We start from the raw sequence: 17693 nt of genomic DNA, 5'->3' as shown, positions 1-17693 counted from the left end.
CTGGGTCCTGCTGAGGGTTCTGCGGGCCGGGCGGGCCGGCCGAAGGTCCTGGCCGGGTGCGGGGCCGCGGGTGTGCGGCCGGCAGGTCAGGACGGCTGTCCGGGCGTTCCTCCGCCGGGAGTTGGGCCCGTGGTCCGGCCGGTGGCCGTGGCCCGGCCCGTCCGATTCTCGGACGGCCCGGTGTGCTGCGCCAGGCTAACGACGCGTTGCAGAGGGTGCAATGGCCGAATCGTGACCCGGCGGCCCTCTACAATCGACGGGTTATGCCATACCTGGACCATGCGGCGACCACGCCGATGCTGCCCGAGGCGATCGCCGCGATGACGGCGCACCTCGGTGTCGTCGGCAACGCCTCCTCCCTGCACGCGGCCGGCCGGCGCGCCCGCCGCGTGGTCGAGGAGTCCCGGGAGTCGCTGGCGGAGGCGCTGGGCGCCCGGCCGAGCGAGATCGTCCTCACCGGTGGCGGCACCGAATCCGACAACCTCGCGGTGAAGGGCCTCTACTGGGCCCGCCGCGACGCCGACCCGGCCCGCACCCGGGTGCTGAGCAGCCCGGTCGAGCACCACGCGGTGCTGGACGCCGTCCACTGGCTCGCCGAGCACGAGGGCGCCCGGGTCGAGTACCTGCCGGTGGACGCCTACGGCCGGGTGCACCCGGCGGCGCTGCGCGAGGCGATCGAGGCCGACCCCGGCTCGGTGGCGCTGGTCACCGTGATGTGGGCCAACAACGAGGTCGGCACCGTCCAGCCGGTCGTCGAACTCGCGGCCGTCGCAAGCGAGTACGGCATCCCGATGCATGCCGACGCGGTGCAGGCGCTCGGTCAGGTGCCGGTCTCCTTCGCCGAGTCCGGGCTGACCGCGCTGACCGTCACCGGCCACAAGATCGGCGGCCCGTACGGGATCGGCGCGCTGCTGCTCTCCCGGGGTGCGACGCCCGTCCCGCTGCTGCACGGCGGCGGCCAGGAGCGGGACGTCCGCTCCGGCACCCTGGACGCCCCCGCCGCGGCCGGCTTCGCCGCCGCCGCCAAGGTCGCGGTCGGGCGCCGGGCCGAGCACGCCGCGGCCGTCGCCGCGCTGCGCGACGAACTGGTCGACGCGGTGCTCACCGCCGTGCCCGACGCCGTGCTGAACGGCGACCCGGCCGCCGCCGGCCGGCTGCCCGCCAACGCGCACTTCTCCTTCCCCGGCTGCGAGGGCGACGCCCTGCTGATGCTGCTGGACGCCCAGGGCATCGAGTGCTCCACCGGCTCGGCCTGCTCGGCCGGCGTGCCGCAGCCCAGCCACGTGCTGCTGGCGATGGGCGCGGACCCGTTGCTGGCCAGGGCCTCGCTGCGGTTCTCGCTCGGCCACACCTCCACCCGGGCGGACGTCGAGGCGCTCGCCGCGGCGATCGGTCCGGCCGTCCTGCGGGCCCGCAACGCCGGGGTCGCGGCGGCCGCCCGCCGCTGAGCCCCGGCCCCGCCGTCGAGCCTCTCCGCCCGGCCCCGCCGTCGAGCCTCTCCGCCCGGCCCCGCCGTCGAGCCCGCCGGGACGGTGCCCGGCGTGACGCCGGGCACACGGCGGCCGCCCGCCGCCGGGCCCGGGCCCGGCCCGCGGGTAATTGCCGTCGGGGCAGCGGGGGGCACCCCGTACTCTTGGAGGCATCATGACTGACTTCCCGGGTGCCCCCACTGGTCCGAGCCCGATCGACGCGGCAGGCGGCCGCCGCCTGCGCGTGCTGGCCGCGATGTCCGGCGGCGTCGACTCCGCCGTCGCCGCCGCCCGCGCCGCCGAGGCCGGCCACGAGGTGACCGGCGTGCACCTCGCGCTCTCCGCCAACCCGCAGTCCTTCCGGACCGGCGCGCGCGGCTGCTGCACGGTCGAGGACTCCCGGGACGCCCGCCGGGCCGCCGACGTGATCGGCATCCCGTTCTACGTCTGGGACCTCGCCGAGCGCTTCCGCGAGGACGTCATCGACGACTTCGTCGCCGAGTACGCCGCCGGCCGCACCCCCAACCCGTGCCTGCGCTGCAACGAGAAGATCAAGTTCGCGGCGCTGCTGGACAAGGCGATCGCGCTCGGCTTCGACGCCGTCTGCACCGGCCACTACGCCCGGATCGTCGACCTGCCCACCGGCGAGCGCGAGTTGCACCGCGCCGTCGACATGGCCAAGGACCAGAGCTACGTCCTCGGCGTGCTCGACGCCGATCAGCTCGCCCACTCGCTCTTCCCGCTCGGCGACACCACCAAGGACGTCATCCGCGAGGAGGCCGAGCGCCGGGGCCTGGCCGTCGCCAAGAAGCCCGACAGCCACGACATCTGCTTCATCGCCGACGGCGACACCCAGGGGTTCCTGGCCAAGCACCTCGGCACCGCCACCGGCGACATCGTCGACGCGGACGGCACCAAGCTCGGCGAGCACGACGGCGCGTACGGCTTCACCATCGGCCAGCGCAAGGGCCTGCGGATCGGGCGACCGGCCGCCGACGGCAAGCCGCGCTACGTACTGGACATCTCACCGGTGGACAACACCGTCACGGTCGGCCCGGTCGAGGGTCTGGACGTGCTGTCGCTCACCGCGATCCGCCCGCGCTGGTGCTCCGCCGTGCCCGCCGCCGACGGCCGCTACACCGCCCAGCTGCGGGCCCACGGCGAGGAGGTGCCGGTCAGCGCGGCCGTCGTCGACGGCGAGCTGCGGGTCGAGCTGGACACCCCCGCCCGGGGCATCGCCCCCGGCCAGGCCGTGGTGCTGTACGACGGCACCCGGGTGGTCGGCTCGGCCACCATCGCGTCCACCGGGCGGCGGGCCGTCAACGCCTGAGCCGTTCCGGCGCGGCCGCCTCGGAGCGCCGCCCGGTACGGCCCCGAACCACCATGATCGCGGCCCCGCGGCCGCGGCAGACCAGGGGAACCATGAACATCACCGTCTTCTGCTCCGCGTTCTCGCTCGACGAGCGCTACACCGAGCCCGCCGCCGAGTTCGCCCGGCTGCTCGGCGGCCGCGGCCACACCCTGGTCTGGGGCGGCTCGCACGCCGGGCTGATGGGCCTGCTCGCCGACGGCGTCAAGGAGGCCGGCGGCCGGCTGGTCGGCGTCTCGGTCGAGATGCTCGCCCACAAGGCCTACGAGGGCGCGGACGAGCTGGTCACCACCCGCGACCTGGCCGAGCGCAAGGCCCAGCTGCTGGAGCGGGCGGACGCCGTGGTGGTGCTGGTCGGCGGTCTCGGCACGCTGGACGAGGTCACCGAGGTGCTGGAGCTGAAGAAGCACGCGCTGCACGACAAGCCGGTCGTGGTGCTCGACACCGACGGCTTCTACGAGGGCCTGCGCCTGCAGCTGCGGCGGATGGACCAGGAGGGCTTCCTGCCCCGCCCGCTGGCCGACCTGATCACCTTCACCGCCGATCCGGCCGAGGTGTTCACCCACCTCGAAGCCCGCGCCTGAGAGGCTGTCGATCATGGGAAATCATCTGATCACCGGCGCCGGCTCCGGCATCGGCGCCGTCGTCGCCGAGCGGCTCGCCGAGCGCGGCGAGAACCTCTGGCTGTTCGCCCGCAACGCCCGGCGCGCCGCCGAACTGCGCGAGCGCTTCCCCACCGCCCGGACGCTGGTCGCCGACCTCGCCGAACCGGCCCGGCTCTCCTGGAGCCTCGGCCAGCAGGAACTCCCGGTCGAGATCGACTCCCTGCTGCACATCGCCGGTGTGGTCCAGCTCGGCGAGATCGGTGACCTCCCGGTCAAGGCCTGGCAGGAGCAGCTGAACGTCAACCTGGTCGCCCCGGCCGAGCTGACCCGGCTGGTGCTCCCCTCGGTGCGGCTGGTCCGCGGCCACGTGGTCTTCGTCAACTCCGGCGCCGGCCTGACCGCGCATGCCAACTGGGGCGGTTACGCGGCCAGCAAGTTCGGCCTGCGGGCGCTCGCCGACGCGCTGCGCGCCGAGGAGCACGGCAACGGCGTCCGGGTCACCTCGGTGTTCCCCGGCCGCACCGCCACCATGATGCAGGTCAAGGTGCACCAGCAGGAGGGCAAGGAGTACGAGCCCGAGCGCTGGATCGACCCCGAGTCGGTGGCCAGGGCCGTGCTGACCGCGCTCGACCTGCCGCGCGACGCCGAGATCACCGAGATCACCGTCCGCCCGGGCCGCTGAGGCCGCCCCGCCGGGGCCCCGGCCAGGGGCCCGGACGGCCCCGGCCGTAGCGGCCCGGCCGGTCGCCCCGCCGGGGCCCGGACGCCGTAGGCTTCGCGGAGTGAGCAGCGAAGACGCATCCCTCGACCCGCAGGCCTTCCCGGAGCTGTACGGCGCCGCCACCGGCGTCGGCTCGATGCCCGGCACCGACGCGCGGGAGGCCGCCAAGACCGCCGTCGGCGCCCTGGAGCACCTCCCCTTCCTGCCGGAACTGCCCGCCCGCGGGCCCGGCGCCGACATGATCGGGCGCGGGGCGGGCCTGCTGGTCGAGCTGTTCGCACAGACCGAGCCCAGCGGCTGGCGCTTCGCCGACCGCCCCGGGCGCGACACCCGGCGGGCCCACTCCTGGCTGGGCGAGGACCTGGACGCCCTGGAGGAGTTCACCCAGGGCCACCGGGGCGCGCTCAAGGTCCAGGCCGTGGGCCCCTGGACGCTGGCCGCCTCGATCGAACTGCGCAACGGCGAGAAGGCGCTCCGCGACCGCGGCGCCTGCCGGGGCATCGCCGACTCCCTCACCGAGGGCCTGCGCCGCCACCTGGAGGACGTCCGCCGCCGGGTGCCCGGCGCGCAGGTCGTCCTGCAGCTCGACGAGCCGTCGCTGCCCGCCGTGCTGGCCGGCGCGGTGAAGACCGCGAGCGGCTTCCAGCGGCTGCGCTCGGTCGACCGGCAGGTCGCCGAGGAGCTGCTGCGCGGGGTGATCTCCCGGCTGGACGTCCCGGTGGTGGTGCACTGCTGCGCCCCGCAGGTGCCGATCCCGCTGCTGCGCCGGGCGGGTGCGGCCGGAGTGTCGCTGGACTTCGCCTTCCTGACGGAGCGTGAGGACGAGGACCTCGGCGAGGCGATCGAGGCCGGCACCCGGATCCTGGCCGGGGTGGTGCCGTCCACCGAGCCGGCCGCCGTCCCCGCGCCGTCCGGCGCCCGCCCCCGGGCGGCCGCTCAATCAGCGGGAGTGTCAGACCCTGCCGGTAGTGTCCAGGGTGTCAGGACGTTGTGGCGCAGGCTCGGGCTGGCCCCGGAACTCCTGGGCCGCCGGGTGCTGGTGACACCGTCCTGCGGGCTGGCGGGGGCGAGCCCCGCGTACGCGCGCACCGCGCTGTCACACAGCGTGAGGGCGGCGCGGAGTCTGGTGGACAATCCGGAGTGAGACGGTAGGAGGCTTGCAGTGGTGGCTGTCGAGGGCTGGGAGGAGATCCCGCCGGAGGTGCGCAGGCGGCACGCCGAACTGGCGGCCGAGATCGAGGACCACCGCACCCGGTACTACGAGCAGGACGCACCCGTCGTCAGCGACGCCGAGTTCGACGCGCTGATGCGCGAGCTGGAGGCGGTCGAGCGGGAGCACCCGGCGCTGGTCACCCCCGACTCGCCCTCGCAGAAGGTCGGCGGCGGCGCCGCCGAGGGCTTCACCAAGGTCGAGCACCGGGAGCGGCTGCTCAGCCTGGACAACGCGATGGACGACGAGGAACTGTCCGCCTGGGCCGAGCGGGTGGCCCGCGAGCTGGACGGCCTCGACTACCACTACCTCTGCGAGCTCAAGGTCGACGGCCTGGCCGTCAACCTCACCTACGAGCACGGCCGGCTGGTGCTGGCCGCCACCCGCGGCACCGGCCGGGTCGGCGAGGACATCACCGCCAACGTCCGCACCATCAAGGAGATCCCGCACCAGCTCGCCGGCGACGACATCCCCGAGCTGGTCGAGATCCGCGGCGAGGTGTACCTCCCGACCGAGGCCTTCGCGGAGCTCAACGCCTCCTTCGCGGCGGAGAACGAGCGCCGCCGGCTGGACAACGAGGAGCGCGCGAAGGAGGGCAGGCGCCCGCACGCCCTGGTGAAGCTGTTCGCCAACCCGCGCAACGCCGCCGCCGGATCGCTGCGCCAGAAGGACCCGCTGGTCACCGCCTCGCGGCCGCTGCACATGGTGGTGCACGGCATCGGTGCCCGGGTCGGCTTCGACATCGACTGCCAGTCGCACGCCTACCGGCTGCTGGAGGGCTGGGGCCTGCCCACCGCCCGGCACAACCGGGTGGTCGGCACGCTGGAGGAGGTCCGGGCGTTCATCAAGCAGTACGGCGAGCAGCGGCACTCGGTCGAGCACGAGATCGACGGCGTGGTCGTCAAGGTGGACGAGATCGCCCTGCAGGGCCGGCTCGGCTCCACCTCCAAGTCGCCGCGCTGGGCGATCGCCTGGAAGTACCCGCCGGAGGAGGTCACCGCCAAGCTGGCCCGGATCCAGGTCGGCATCGGCCGCACCGGCCGCGCCACCCCCTTCGCGGTGCTCGCCGAGCCGGTGAAGGTGGCCGGCTCGATGGTCCAGTACGCGACGCTGCACAACCAGCAGGTGGTGAAGGCCAAGGGCGTACTGCTCGGCGACACGGTGGTGCTGCGCAAGGCGGGGGACGTCATCCCCGAGATCCTCGGCCCGGTGGAGGACCTGCGCGACGGCACCGAGCAGGAGTTCGTGATGCCCTCGCACTGCCACGAGTGCGGCACCGAACTGCGCCCGATGTCCGAGGGCGACATCGACCTGCGCTGCCCCAACGCCCGGTTCTGCCCGGCCCAGGTCCGGGAGCGGATCGCCTACCTGGGCGGCCGCGAGTCGCTGGACATCGACGGCCTCGGGTACGTCGCCGCGACGGCGCTCACCCAGCCGCTGGAGCCCGCCGAGGCGCCGGTCGGCAACGAGGGCGACATCTTCGGCCTGACGCTGGAGCAGCTCCTGCCGATCAAGGTCAAGGTCCGCGACCAGAAGTCCGGCATGCCCAAGCTGGACGACCGGACCGGCGAGGAGAAGGTCATGACCTTCTTCGCCAACCTGAAGGGCGAGCCCAAGAAGTCGGCCGCCCTGCTGCTGGAGAACCTCGACAAGGCCAAGGACCGCCCGCTCTGGCGGTACGTCAACGGCCTGTCGATCCGGCACGTCGGCCCGGTCGCCGCCCAGGCGCTGGCCGCCGAGTTCCGCGACCTGGACCGGATCTTCGCCGCCACCGAGGAGGAGCTGGCCGCCGCCGAGGGGGTCGGCCCGACCATCGCCCGGGCCATCCGCGAATGGTTCGAGGAGGACTGGCACCGGGAGATCCTGGAGAAGTGGCGGGCCGCCGGCGTGGTCTTCACCGAGGCCGCCGCCGAGGAGCGGGGCCCGCGCCCGCTGGAGGGCCTCACGCTGGTGGTCACCGGCACGCTGGCCGGCCACACCCGGGACGGCGCCAAGGAGGCGCTGACCTCGCGCGGGGCCAAGGTCACCGGATCGGTGTCGAAGAAGACCGACTTCGTGGTGGCCGGCGACAACCCCGGCTCCAAGTACGACAAGGCCGTCCAGCTGGGCCTGCCGGTGCTGGACGACGCCGGGTTCGCGGTCCTGCTGGAGAGCGGCCCGCAGGCGGCCCGCGCCCACCTCGGTCTGCCGGAGCCGGCGGAGACCCCCGAGCCCGCGGCGAAGCCGGCCGCCCGGCGCAGGGCCAAGGCGGCCGCGGCCGGGGAGGCCGAACCGGACGCGTCCGCGGAGGCGGCGCAGGCCGACGCCGGGGCGGGAGCGGACGCCGCCGACGCGCCGGTCGACGAGGCCGGCGAGGCGACCGGGCAGCCTGTCGCGGAGTGACCGGTACGGCCCGCCGCCGCCCTGAGGGGGCGTCATTTTTGCCTGGCAGCGGTGGCGGCGGGCATTCTGTCACTGTGCGCTTGCGCACATCTGTGCGGCATTCCCGGTTGCCCGAAAGTCTGCCCTTCCGGTGAGCCCCGGCTTACCCTGGTGGCCAACAGAGTGTCAGCAGGGGTGGGGGCACCGGCTGAGCCGGTCTCCGCGGGGTCGCTCCATGCCCGGCAGCTGCCGGCACCGGCGAGGTGCCTCACCGTAAGGCGGCCTGAAACGGGGCGGGCCCGACGGAGGACAGGGCTTATGGATCGTACGACCGGCGGTGCGCCCACACGCCCGCCGCAGGGGGTGGCGGGTGCGGTTCTGCTGCTCGGCGTGCTGCTGGCCGGGGCGGCGCCGCTGATCCCGCTGGCCGTCCTGGTCTACCGCTACGAACCCGAGCTGCTGCCGCTCTTCGCGGTGCCGCTGGCCGTCCTGGTCGCGGCCTGGCGGATCGCCCGGGACCGCGCGCGGGACCAACTCACCGACCCGCTCACCGATCTGCCCAACCGTCAGGCCCTGCTGCTGGCCACCCAGGAGGCGATCGCCGACCACGGCGACAACTACAGCGTCGGGCTGATCCTGCTGGACCTCGACCGGTTCCGCTCGCTCAACGACACCCTCGGGCACACCGCCGGCGACCGGCTGCTGGTGCACATCGCCCGCCGGCTGCACCGGGCGCTGCGCCCCGGCGCCCCGAGCGGCCTGGGCGGCGAGTCCGTCGACGACGCCTTCGCCGCCCTCTCGCCGCCCGAGCGCGACGGCAGCAGGCCGGTGGTGGCCCGGATGGGCGGCGACGAGTTCGCCGTCCTGATGCCCGGCATCGGCTGCCCGGACACCCTGGAGCGGGTCGCCAAGACGCTGATCGCCGAGCTGGCCGCGCCGATCCGGCTCGACGGACTGCTGCTCGTGCTGGAGGCCAGCGCCGGCGTCTGCGTCTACCCCGAGCACGCCCAGGACGCCGAGTCGTTGCTGCGCCGGGCGGACGTGGCGATGGGCCACGCCCAGCGCGGCCGCAGCGGCGTGGAGTGCTACGACGAGACCCAGGACGCCGACACGCCGTACCGGATCGGTCTGCTGGGCGATCTGCGCCGCGCCCTGGAGACCCGTGAGGTGCAGCTGCACTACCAGCCGAAGGTGGCCTTCGACGGCCGGGTGGTCGGCCTGGAGGCGCTGCTGCGTTGGGAGCGGCCGGGCCAGGGCCGGGTCTCGCCGGACGAGTTCGTCGGGCTGGCCGAGTCCAGCGGGCTGATGCCCCGGCTGACCGACTACGTGCTGGAGTCGGCGGTCGGCCAGCTCGCCCTGTGGCGGGGGCAGGGCCTTCAGGTCCAGGTCGCCGTCAACGTCTCGCCGCGCGACGTGCTCAACCCGGGCTTCGCCCAGCGGGTCGCCGGGCACCTCGTCCGGCACGGCGTGCCCGCCCACGCGCTGCAGCTGGAGATCACCGAGCGGCTGCTGCTGGACGACTCCCGGCTGGCCGCGGAAACCCTCGCCGAGCTGCGCGAGTACGGCGTCGGGATGTCGCTGGACGACTTCGGCACCGGGTACTCCTCACTGGTCAGGCTGCGCAGCCTGCCGGTCGGCGAGCTGAAGATAGACCGCTCCTTCGTCTCCCGGATGGTCGCCGACGACCATGACGCGGCGGTGGTGCGCTGCTCCGTCGAACTGGCCCACTCGCTGGGGCTGACCGTCGTCGCCGAGGGCGTCGAGGACGACGAGACCTGGGAGCGGCTGCACTCGATGGGGGTCGACGCCGTCCAGGGCTGGCTGGTGTCGGCGGCGCTGCCGGCCGAGCAGGCCACCGCGTGGCTGCGGGTGCACCGCACGGGCGCCCCGCCGGTCGAGCGGCTGGCGCCGCCGGCCGCGCTGCCCGCGGCGCTGCCGGCGCTGCCCCCGCAACTGGGCGCCGGCCTCTCCTCCGGGCTGGCGGCGGGCCTGTCCTCGGCGCTGCCGCCGAGCCGCTGGCAGCAGGTCGGTCAGCCCGTCCAGGCGGTGCAGGCCGAGATCGCCGCGGCCGTCCCGCCCCCGGCGAATCGGGCCTGACCCGGTTGGCGTCGCCGGTGGCCGGGCGGCGCCCCATAGGATGGGGCCCACAGACCACCAGGACGGTCGGGTCGGGCGGCGGTGCCGCCGGGCCGCGTCCGGCCGGGCGCCGTGTCGACACGGCTCCGGCTCCACCAGAACTCACTTTGAGGATCGCTGCATGCCTGGCATCACGCGCGAGGAGGTCGCCCACCTCGCCCGGCTGTCGCGTCTTGAGTTGCAGGCCGAAGAGCTGGACCACTTCGCCGAGCAGCTCGACGTGATCATCGGCGCGGTCGCCCGCGTTTCCGAGGTCGCCGGACAGGACGTCCCGCCGACCTCCCACCCGCTGCCGCTGACCAACGTCATGCGCGCGGACGAGGTGCGGCCGTCGCTCACCCCGGACGAGGCCCTGGCCGGCGCGCCGGCCGCCGAGGAGCAGCGTTTCCGCGTGCCGCAGATCCTGGGGGAGGACTAACACCCATGACCGACCTCATTCGTCACACCGCCGCCGAGACCGCCGCCGCGATCGCCCAGGGCGACGTCAGCGCCGTCGAGGTGGCCCAGGCGCACCTGGACCGCATCGACGCCGTCGACAAGAAGGTCAACGCCTTCCTGCACGTCGACACCGAGGGTGCGCTGAGCGCGGCCCGCGCGGTCGACGCGAAGCGCGCCAAGGGCGAGGAGCTCGGCCCGCTGGCCGGCGTCCCGCTCGCGCTCAAGGACGTCTTCACCACCAAGGGCGTCCCGACCACAGCCGGTTCCAAGATCCTCGAAGGCTGGGTGCCGCCGTACGACGCGACGCTGACCGGCCGTCTGAAGGACGCCGGCATCGTCATCCTCGGCAAGACCAACATGGACGAGTTCGCCATGGGGTCCTCCACCGAGAACAGCGCGTACGGCCCGACCGGCAACCCGTGGGACCTCTCCCGCATCCCCGGCGGCTCCGGCGGCGGCTCGGCCGCGGCCCTGGCCGCCTTCGAGGCGCCGCTCGCGATCGGCACCGACACCGGCGGCTCGATCCGCCAGCCCGGCGCCGTCACCGGCACCGTCGGCGTCAAGCCGACCTACGGCTCGGTCTCCCGCTACGGCCTGATCGCCTTCTCCTCCTCGCTGGACCAGGGCGGCCCGTGCGCCCGCACGGTGCTCGACACCGCGCTGCTGCACGAGGCCATCGCCGGGTACGACCCGCTGGACTCCACCTCGATCAACGCGCCGGTGCCGGCCGTGGTCGAGGCCGCGAAGCGGCGCGACGTGCGCGGCATGCGGATCGGCGTGGTCAAGGAGTTCGCCGGCGAGGGCTACCAGGCCGGCGTGATGCAGCGCTTCAACGAGTCGGTGGAGCTGCTGCGCGAGCTGGGCGCCGAGGTCGTCGAGGTCTCCTGCCCGTCCTTCACCCTGGCGATGCCGGCGTACTACCTGATCGCGCCGAGCGAGGCCTCCTCCAACCTGGCCCGCTTCGACGCGATGCGCTACGGCCTGCGGGTCGGCGACGACGGCACCCGCTCGGCCGAGGACGTCACCGCCCTCACCCGCGAGGCCGGCTTCGGCCCCGAGGTGAAGCGCCGCATCATCCTGGGCACGTACGCGCTCTCCTCGGGCTACTACGACGCCTACTACGGCTCGGCCCAGAAGGTCCGCACGCTCATCTCGCGGGACTTCGACGCGGCCTTCGCCGGCGTGGACGTGCTGGTCTCCCCGACCACCCCGACCACGGCCTTCCCGATCGGCGAGCGCGCCGACGACCCGCTGGCGATGTACCTGGCCGACCTGTGCACGATTCCGTCCAACCTGGCGGGCAACGCGGCCATGTCGCTGCCCTGCGGGCTCGCGCCGGAGGACAATCTCCCGGTCGGCCTGCAGATCATCGCACCCGCGATGGCGGACGACCGCCTGTACCGCGTGGGCGGCGCCGTCGAGGCCGCACTCAACGACAAGTGGGGGCACACCCTGCTGGAGGAGGCACCGGCACTGTGAGCAGCATCGCGAAGGCCAAGGGGTTCAAGCACTCGAAGCCCGGTCTCTGGCTCTCCCTCGGGACGACGGCGTTCGGCGCGATCTCGATCGCGAAGGACGTCCGGAAGGCCCAGGACGAGCGCGACAACCTGAAGCTGATCAACGCCGTGGTCGGCGCGCTGGCCCTGGTCACCGGCGCCGCGCTGCTGATCCGTGAGCTCAAGCAGCTCGGCGACGACGACGTACTGCTGGGCTGACAGCCCGCCCGGGTCCGGCTCCCGAACACCGGGGGCCGGGCCCGTACCTCCGAAGACATTTTTAGTGAAGGGGACGCTGTGAGCGTCAGTAACCTGGTCTCCTACGACGACGCACTCGCCTCCTACGACCCGGTGATGGGCCTTGAGGTCCACGTCGAGCTGGGTACCAAGACGAAGATGTTCTGCGGGTGCTCGACCGAGCTGGGCGCCGAGCCGAACAGCCAGGTCTGCCCGACCTGCCTCGGCCTGCCCGGCTCGCTGCCGGTGGTCAACGCGGTCGGCGTGGAGTCGGCCGTCAAGATCGGTCTGGCGCTGAACTGCGAGATCGCCGAGTGGTGCCGGTTCGCCCGGAAGAACTACTTCTACCCGGACATGCCGAAGAACTTCCAGACCTCGCAGTACGACGAGCCGATCGCCTTCAACGGCTACCTCGACGTGCAGCTGGAGGACGGCGAGATCTTCCGGGTCGAGATCGAGCGCGCCCACATGGAGGAGGACACCGGCAAGTCCTCGCACATCGGTGGCGCGACCGGCCGCATCCACGGCGCCTCGCACTCGCTGCTCGACTACAACCGGGCCGGCATCCCGCTGATCGAGATCGTCACCAAGCCGATCGAGGGCGCCGGCGTCCGGGCCCCCGAGGTCGCCAAGGCGTACGTCGCCGAGCTGCGCGAGCTGATCAAGGCGCTGGGCGTGTCCGAGGCCCGGATGGACAAGGGCCAGATGCGCTGCGACGTGAACCTGTCGCTGCGTCCGCACGGCCGGGAGAAGTTCGGCACCCGCTCGGAGACCAAGAACGTCAACTCGCTGCGCAGCGTCGAGCGGGCCGCCCGCTTCGAGATCATGCGGCACGCCACCGTCCTCACCGACGGCGGCACCATCGTCCAGGAGACCCGGCACTTCCACGAGGAGGACGGCTCCACCACGGCCGGCCGGATCAAGGACAACGCCGAGGACTACCGGTACTTCCCCGAGCCGGACCTCGTCCCGATCGCCCCGGCCCGCGACTGGGTCGAGGAGCTGCGCGCCGGGCTGCCCGAGCTGCCCCGGGTACGCCGTGCCCGCCTGCAGGGCGAGTGGGGCCTGTCGGACAAGGACATGCAGTCGGTGCTGAACGCCGGCGCCGTCCAGCCGATCCTGGAGACCATCGCCGCCGGCGCCCCCGCCGACCAGGCCCGCAAGTGGTGGATGGGCGAGCTGGCCCGCCGCGCCAACGAGACCGGCACCGACCTCGCCGAGCAGCCGATCACCCCGGCGCAGGTCGCCCGGGTCACCGCGCTGGTCGCCGAGGGCAAGCTCAACGACAAGCTGGCCCGCCAGGTCATCGAGGCCGTGCTGGCCGGCGAGGGCGAGCCGGACGAGGTCGTCGCCAAGCGCGGCCTGGCCGTCGTCTCGGACGACTCCGCGCTCGGCGCGGCGGTCGACCAGGCCATCGCCGACAACGCCGCCGTCGCCGACAAGATCCGTGACGGCAAGGTCGCCGCGGTCGGTGCACTGGTCGGCGCGGTCATGAAGGCCACCCGCGGCCAGGCCGACGCGGCCCGGGTGAAGGACCTCATCCTGGAGCGCCTCGGCGTGGAAGCGCCGTAGGCACCTTCCTAAGGCCCCCTTAGGCCGCGCCGCCACGGCGGGGCCCGAGGACGGGCCCGGGTAAGGCCCTGGAGCCCGTACGTACCCCGTTCCCCGGGGCGCGTACGGGCTCCCGGCGTGTCCGGGCCCTCGCGACTAAGGCACCGCGGGGCCGGAAGATGCGGCAGGCTGCCGATGTGGTGCACCCCTCTGGGGGAGGAGGCTCTTCCCAGGACGAAGAAGCGTCCGCAACCGAGGGGAACACCATGATCGAGTACGAGCTCATCCAGCAGCGGACCCGGGAACTCCAGGCCAACGCCGAGCGCGAGCGCCTGGTCCGGGCCGCCCGGGCGGGCGGGGCCGGCCGGCCCGAGGGCCTGCTCGGCCGCGTCGCCGGCGCGGTACGCCGCACCGCCGCCGCCCGGCCGCAGGCCGAGCCGCGGGCGGTCCGTCCGGCCCGCACGGCCCGCGCCGAAGGATGCTGACGGACCGGCACACACCGGGTGCCACCGCGCAGGACGAGGGGGAGGACGCCACCGGCGCCTCCCCCTCGGGCCGTCCGGCGACCGCCGGACCGGCCGCAATAACTACTCGGCCCGCCGCCGGGCCCTGTGGCATGCTCTGGCCCATGCAGCAGATATCGGTGAGTCCCGTCTTCGTCGGCCGTGACCCCGAGATCACCACTCTCATGGACGCGCTGCGCCGGGCCGGCGAGGGCCGCCCGCAGGCCGTGCTGATCGGCGGCGAGGCCGGCGTCGGCAAGACCCGGCTGCTGGAGGAGTTCCTCGACCAGGCCTGCGACGGCGGCCCGGGCCGGCCCGGCACCGTGGTCACCACCCTCGGCAGCTGCCCCGAGATCGGCGCCGAGGGCCTGCCGTACGCGCCGCTGGCCACCGCGCTGCGCCGGCTGCACCGCTCGCTGGGCCCCGAGCTGGAGGCCGCCGCCGCCGGGATGGAGGGCCATCTCGCCCGGCTGTTCCCCGACTTCGGCGAGCCCGACGGCGGACCCAACGACGAGCACGGCCGGGCCCACCTCTTCGAGCACACGGCGCGCCTCTTCGAGCGGCTCAGCGCGGACCGCACCCTGGTCCTCGCCGTGGAGGACCTGCACTGGTCCGACCGCTCGACCCGGGAGCTGCTCGCCTACCTGCTGCGCACCCTGCACCGCACCCGGGTCCTGATCGTCGCCACCTACCGCACCGACGACCTGCACCGCCGCCACCCGCTGCGGCCCTTCCTGGTCGAGCTGGAGCGGCTGCGCACCGTCCAGCGCCTGGAGCTGGAGCGCTTCGTCCGCGGCGAGGTGGCCGAGCAGTTGGCCGGCATCCTCGGCACCGCCGCCCCCGACCGGGAGCTGGTCGACCGGATCCACCGCCGCTCCGAGGGCAACCCCTTCTTCGTCGAGGAGCTCGCCACCTCGTTCCAGAGCGGCTGCTCGGCCGGGCTCACCGACTCCCTGCGCGACATCCTGCTGGTCCGGGTCGAGGCACTGCCGGAGGACACCCAACGGGTCGTCAGGATCGCCGCCGAGGGCGGCTCCTACGTCGAGCACGCGCTGCTCGCCGCCGTGCTGGACGACGGTGAGGAGGCGCTGATCGAGGCCCTGCGCACCGCCGTCGGCGCCAACATCCTGCGCCCGGACACCGACGGTGACGGCTACCGGTTCCGCCACGCCCTGGTCCGAGAGGCGGTCTCCGACGACCTGCTGCCCGGCGAGCGCCACCGGATCAACCGCCGCTACGCCACCGCGGTGGAGGAACAGCCCGCGCTGGTCGGCCCCGACGTCCGGCCGGCCCGGCTGGCCAACTACTGGTACCACGCGCACGACAGCGCCCGGGCGCTGCCGAGCGCCCTGGACGCCGCCCGGGCGGCCCGCCGCCGCAACGCCTTCGCCGAGCAACTGCGCATGCTGGAAAGGGCCCTGGAACTCTGGGACCAGGTCTCCGCCGAGGTGCTGCAGAACACCCTGCGCCCCTACGACTGGGCCGAGACCTACCCCCCATGCGGCTGCGCCCCGGGCACCCACGACGACACCTGCGAGCAGCTCCAGCTCGTCGACGTGCTGGCCGAGGCGGTGGTCGCCGCCCGCCGCAGCGGGGACCGCGACCGCGGCCTCAGCCTGGCCAAGCGGGCGCTGAAGCTGGTGGACGAGAACGCCGGACCGGCCCGCGCCGCCTGGTTCCGGATGTACCGCTCCCGGATGCTCGGCCACCTCAACCGGCCCGGCCACGACGAGGAGCTCGGGTACGCCCGCCGGCTGGTCGAGGGCCTGCCGCCGTCCGCGGTGCAGGCCGAGGTCCTGGCCCTGGACGCGGCCGCCGGGATGCTGAGCAACCCCACCCAGGAGCACATCGAGCTGGCCGAGCGGGCGGTGGAGATCGCCCGGCAGGTCGGCGCCTCCGACGTCGAGCAGCACGCCCTGATGACACTGGGCACCATGCGCAGCGAGCTCGGCAAGGACCCGGAGGCGGCCGTCGCGCTGCTGACCGAGGCGGTGGCCGCCACCAGGACGGCCGGCGCCTCCCCGGACCTGCTGCTGCGCGGGCTCAACAACCTGGCCAGCCTGCTGCACTCGCAGGGCCGCTCGCACGAGGCGGCGGAGTACGCCCGCGAGGGCCTGGAGGCCGCGGGCGGCACCGGGCTGCTGCGCAACACCGGCGCCATCCTCACCGGCAACCTGGCCGAGGCGCTGATCGCCACCGGGCGCCCGCAGGAGGCCGCCGAACTGCTGGAGGCCTCGGAGACCGGCCGCCCGACCGGCACCCACGCCGAGTTCCTGGACCGGCTGCGCGCCGATCTCGCGCTGATGCGCGGGGACGTCCGGGCCGCCGCCGGGCTGCTCGCCCAGGCCCGCGCCTCGCACCGGATCGGCCAGCTCCAGCACACCCTGCCGATCGCCGTCCTGGCGGTCGAGGTCGCCACCCGCACCGGGCAGCCGCTGACCGCCAGGGCCGAGCTGCTCGCGGTGCTGGACGGTGAACTCCCGGCCGGGGGAGAGGCGCTGCTGCTCCCGCTGCTGGCCCTGGCGGCCGGCGCCGAGGCCGACTCGCGCGGCCTGCCGGCGGCGGACCAGGATCGCCCGGCGGTGCTGGCCAGGATCGCCGCGGCCGCCGCCGGACTGACCCCCAAGGTGCCGCTGCACCTCGGCTGGGCCCGGCTGCTGGACGCCGAGCTCGCCCGTGCGCAGGGCTGCGACACGCCCGGGCACTGGGCGGCCGCGCTCGGTCCGCTGCGGCTGACCGGCCTGCCCTACCCGCTGGCGCTGGCCCTGCTCCGGGCGGCCGGGGCCGAGGCCGCCGCCGGGCACCGGGACGCGGCCGCCGGACTGCTCCGGGAGGCCGCCGAGCTGGCCGGCCGGCGGGGGGACCAGTTCCTGCTCGGCGAGATCCGTCACCTGGCGGACCGGGCCGGCCTCGACCGGGCCGCGATCGACGGCCCGGCGCACCCGGCGGCCGCCGGCGGCGCCGCCCCGGCCGGGTCGGACACGCCCGACATAGCGCCGCGGCCGGCCACCGCCGAGGCGCTCGGCCTCACCCCCCGTGAGCGGGACGTGCTCCGACTGCTCGCGCTCGGCCGGACCAACCGGCAGATCGCCGAGGAGCTGTTCATCTCCCCCAAGACCGCGAGCGTGCACGTGTCCAACATCCTGGCGAAGCTGGCCGTGACCGGGCGGGGCGAGGCCGCGGCGATGGCCCACCGGCTGCGGCTCTTCCCCGACACGCTGACGCCGGCGGCGCGCTGACGGCCGCCGGGAGCGCCGGGCGGCCGCCGTCGTGCTCCCGTGCGCGCCGCGTGAGCCCCCGGGCGGGCGCCGCCGCCGAACGGGGTGGATCCGCCCGGAGTAGGCCTGTTTCCCCACGCTTTGACCATTACTCTAAGTGGAGTGTGCGTGTCATTGAGTGACGGAAGTGGTGTAGTGTCCCGGGTGGGAACATCGGTGCGGCGCGGCGGTCCCAGGGCCGCCGGCACCCTGGGCCACCGCCCTGACGGGGTACCAGGTCACTGTGCGCGGCGGGTGGTCCATGGCCACACCGGTCGGCGGCGCGGCCCACGCCCGGATGCCGCCAGGCCCCGGGCCGGAGGGGGAGATGTCCAGTGAG

The 17693-nt window shown here is 74.4% G+C and carries 13 protein-coding genes; all 13 read left to right on the top strand.

Annotated elements, in window-relative coordinates; all coding sequences use genetic code 11:
- Positions 1-263 precede the first annotated feature (263 nt).
- Entirely contained in the window at positions 264-1448 is a 1185-nt protein-coding gene (locus tag OG689_RS15610; protein ID WP_266320941.1) for a cysteine desulfurase family protein, read from the top strand.
- A gap of 196 nt (positions 1449-1644) precedes the next feature.
- The gene (mnmA, locus tag OG689_RS15605) at positions 1645-2799 is read left to right on the top strand and encodes a tRNA 2-thiouridine(34) synthase MnmA (protein WP_266320940.1); all 1155 of its coding nucleotides are present in this window, start codon (positions 1645-1647) and stop codon (positions 2797-2799) included.
- 92 nt (positions 2800-2891) lie between these two features.
- The gene (locus OG689_RS15600) at positions 2892-3422 is read left to right on the top strand and encodes a TIGR00730 family Rossman fold protein (protein WP_266320939.1); all 531 of its coding nucleotides are present in this window, start codon (positions 2892-2894) and stop codon (positions 3420-3422) included.
- 13 nt (positions 3423-3435) lie between these two features.
- A complete protein-coding gene (locus OG689_RS15595) occupies positions 3436-4125 on the top strand; it encodes an SDR family oxidoreductase (RefSeq protein WP_266320938.1) in 690 nt (229 codons plus the stop codon).
- Between the two features lie 100 nt (positions 4126-4225).
- Positions 4226-5308: a methionine synthase gene (locus tag OG689_RS15590; protein WP_266320936.1), complete on the top strand. Its 1083-nt coding sequence runs from the start codon at positions 4226-4228 to the stop codon at positions 5306-5308.
- A gap of 18 nt (positions 5309-5326) precedes the next feature.
- Entirely contained in the window at positions 5327-7756 is a 2430-nt protein-coding gene (gene ligA, locus OG689_RS15585; protein WP_266320935.1) for an NAD-dependent DNA ligase LigA, read from the top strand.
- Between the two features lie 297 nt (positions 7757-8053).
- Entirely contained in the window at positions 8054-9832 is a 1779-nt protein-coding gene (locus OG689_RS15580; protein WP_266320933.1) for a bifunctional diguanylate cyclase/phosphodiesterase, read from the top strand.
- A gap of 160 nt (positions 9833-9992) precedes the next feature.
- Positions 9993-10289, top strand: a complete 297-nt coding sequence (gatC, locus tag OG689_RS15575) for an Asp-tRNA(Asn)/Glu-tRNA(Gln) amidotransferase subunit GatC (protein WP_073926050.1) — start codon at positions 9993-9995, stop codon at positions 10287-10289.
- 5 nt (positions 10290-10294) lie between these two features.
- Positions 10295-11788: an Asp-tRNA(Asn)/Glu-tRNA(Gln) amidotransferase subunit GatA gene (gene gatA / locus OG689_RS15570; protein WP_266320931.1), complete on the top strand. Its 1494-nt coding sequence runs from the start codon at positions 10295-10297 to the stop codon at positions 11786-11788.
- Complete coding sequence (locus OG689_RS15565) at positions 11785-12024, top strand: hypothetical protein (protein ID WP_266320929.1); 240 nt, start codon at positions 11785-11787, stop codon at positions 12022-12024. Before gatA ends, OG689_RS15565 begins: the two co-directional genes overlap by 4 nt.
- 78 nt (positions 12025-12102) lie before the next feature.
- Complete coding sequence (gene gatB / locus OG689_RS15560) at positions 12103-13614, top strand: Asp-tRNA(Asn)/Glu-tRNA(Gln) amidotransferase subunit GatB (protein ID WP_266320928.1); 1512 nt, start codon at positions 12103-12105, stop codon at positions 13612-13614.
- Positions 13615-13859: 245 nt separating this feature from the next.
- Positions 13860-14078, top strand: coding sequence for a hypothetical protein (locus OG689_RS15555; protein WP_266320927.1), 219 nt, complete (start codon positions 13860-13862; stop codon positions 14076-14078).
- A 143-nt stretch (positions 14079-14221) separates the two neighbouring features.
- On the top strand, positions 14222-17335 hold the full coding sequence (locus OG689_RS15550; protein ID WP_266320926.1) for a helix-turn-helix transcriptional regulator: 3114 nt from the start codon (positions 14222-14224) through the stop codon (positions 17333-17335).
- Positions 17336-17693: the final 358 nt, after the last annotated feature.

This window comes from Kitasatospora sp. NBC_00240, from assembly GCF_026342405.1.
GTDB lineage: Bacteria > Actinomycetota > Actinomycetes > Streptomycetales > Streptomycetaceae > Kitasatospora.
Note: the sequence above shows the minus strand (reverse complement) of the source record. Positions and strands in the feature narration are given on the sequence as shown.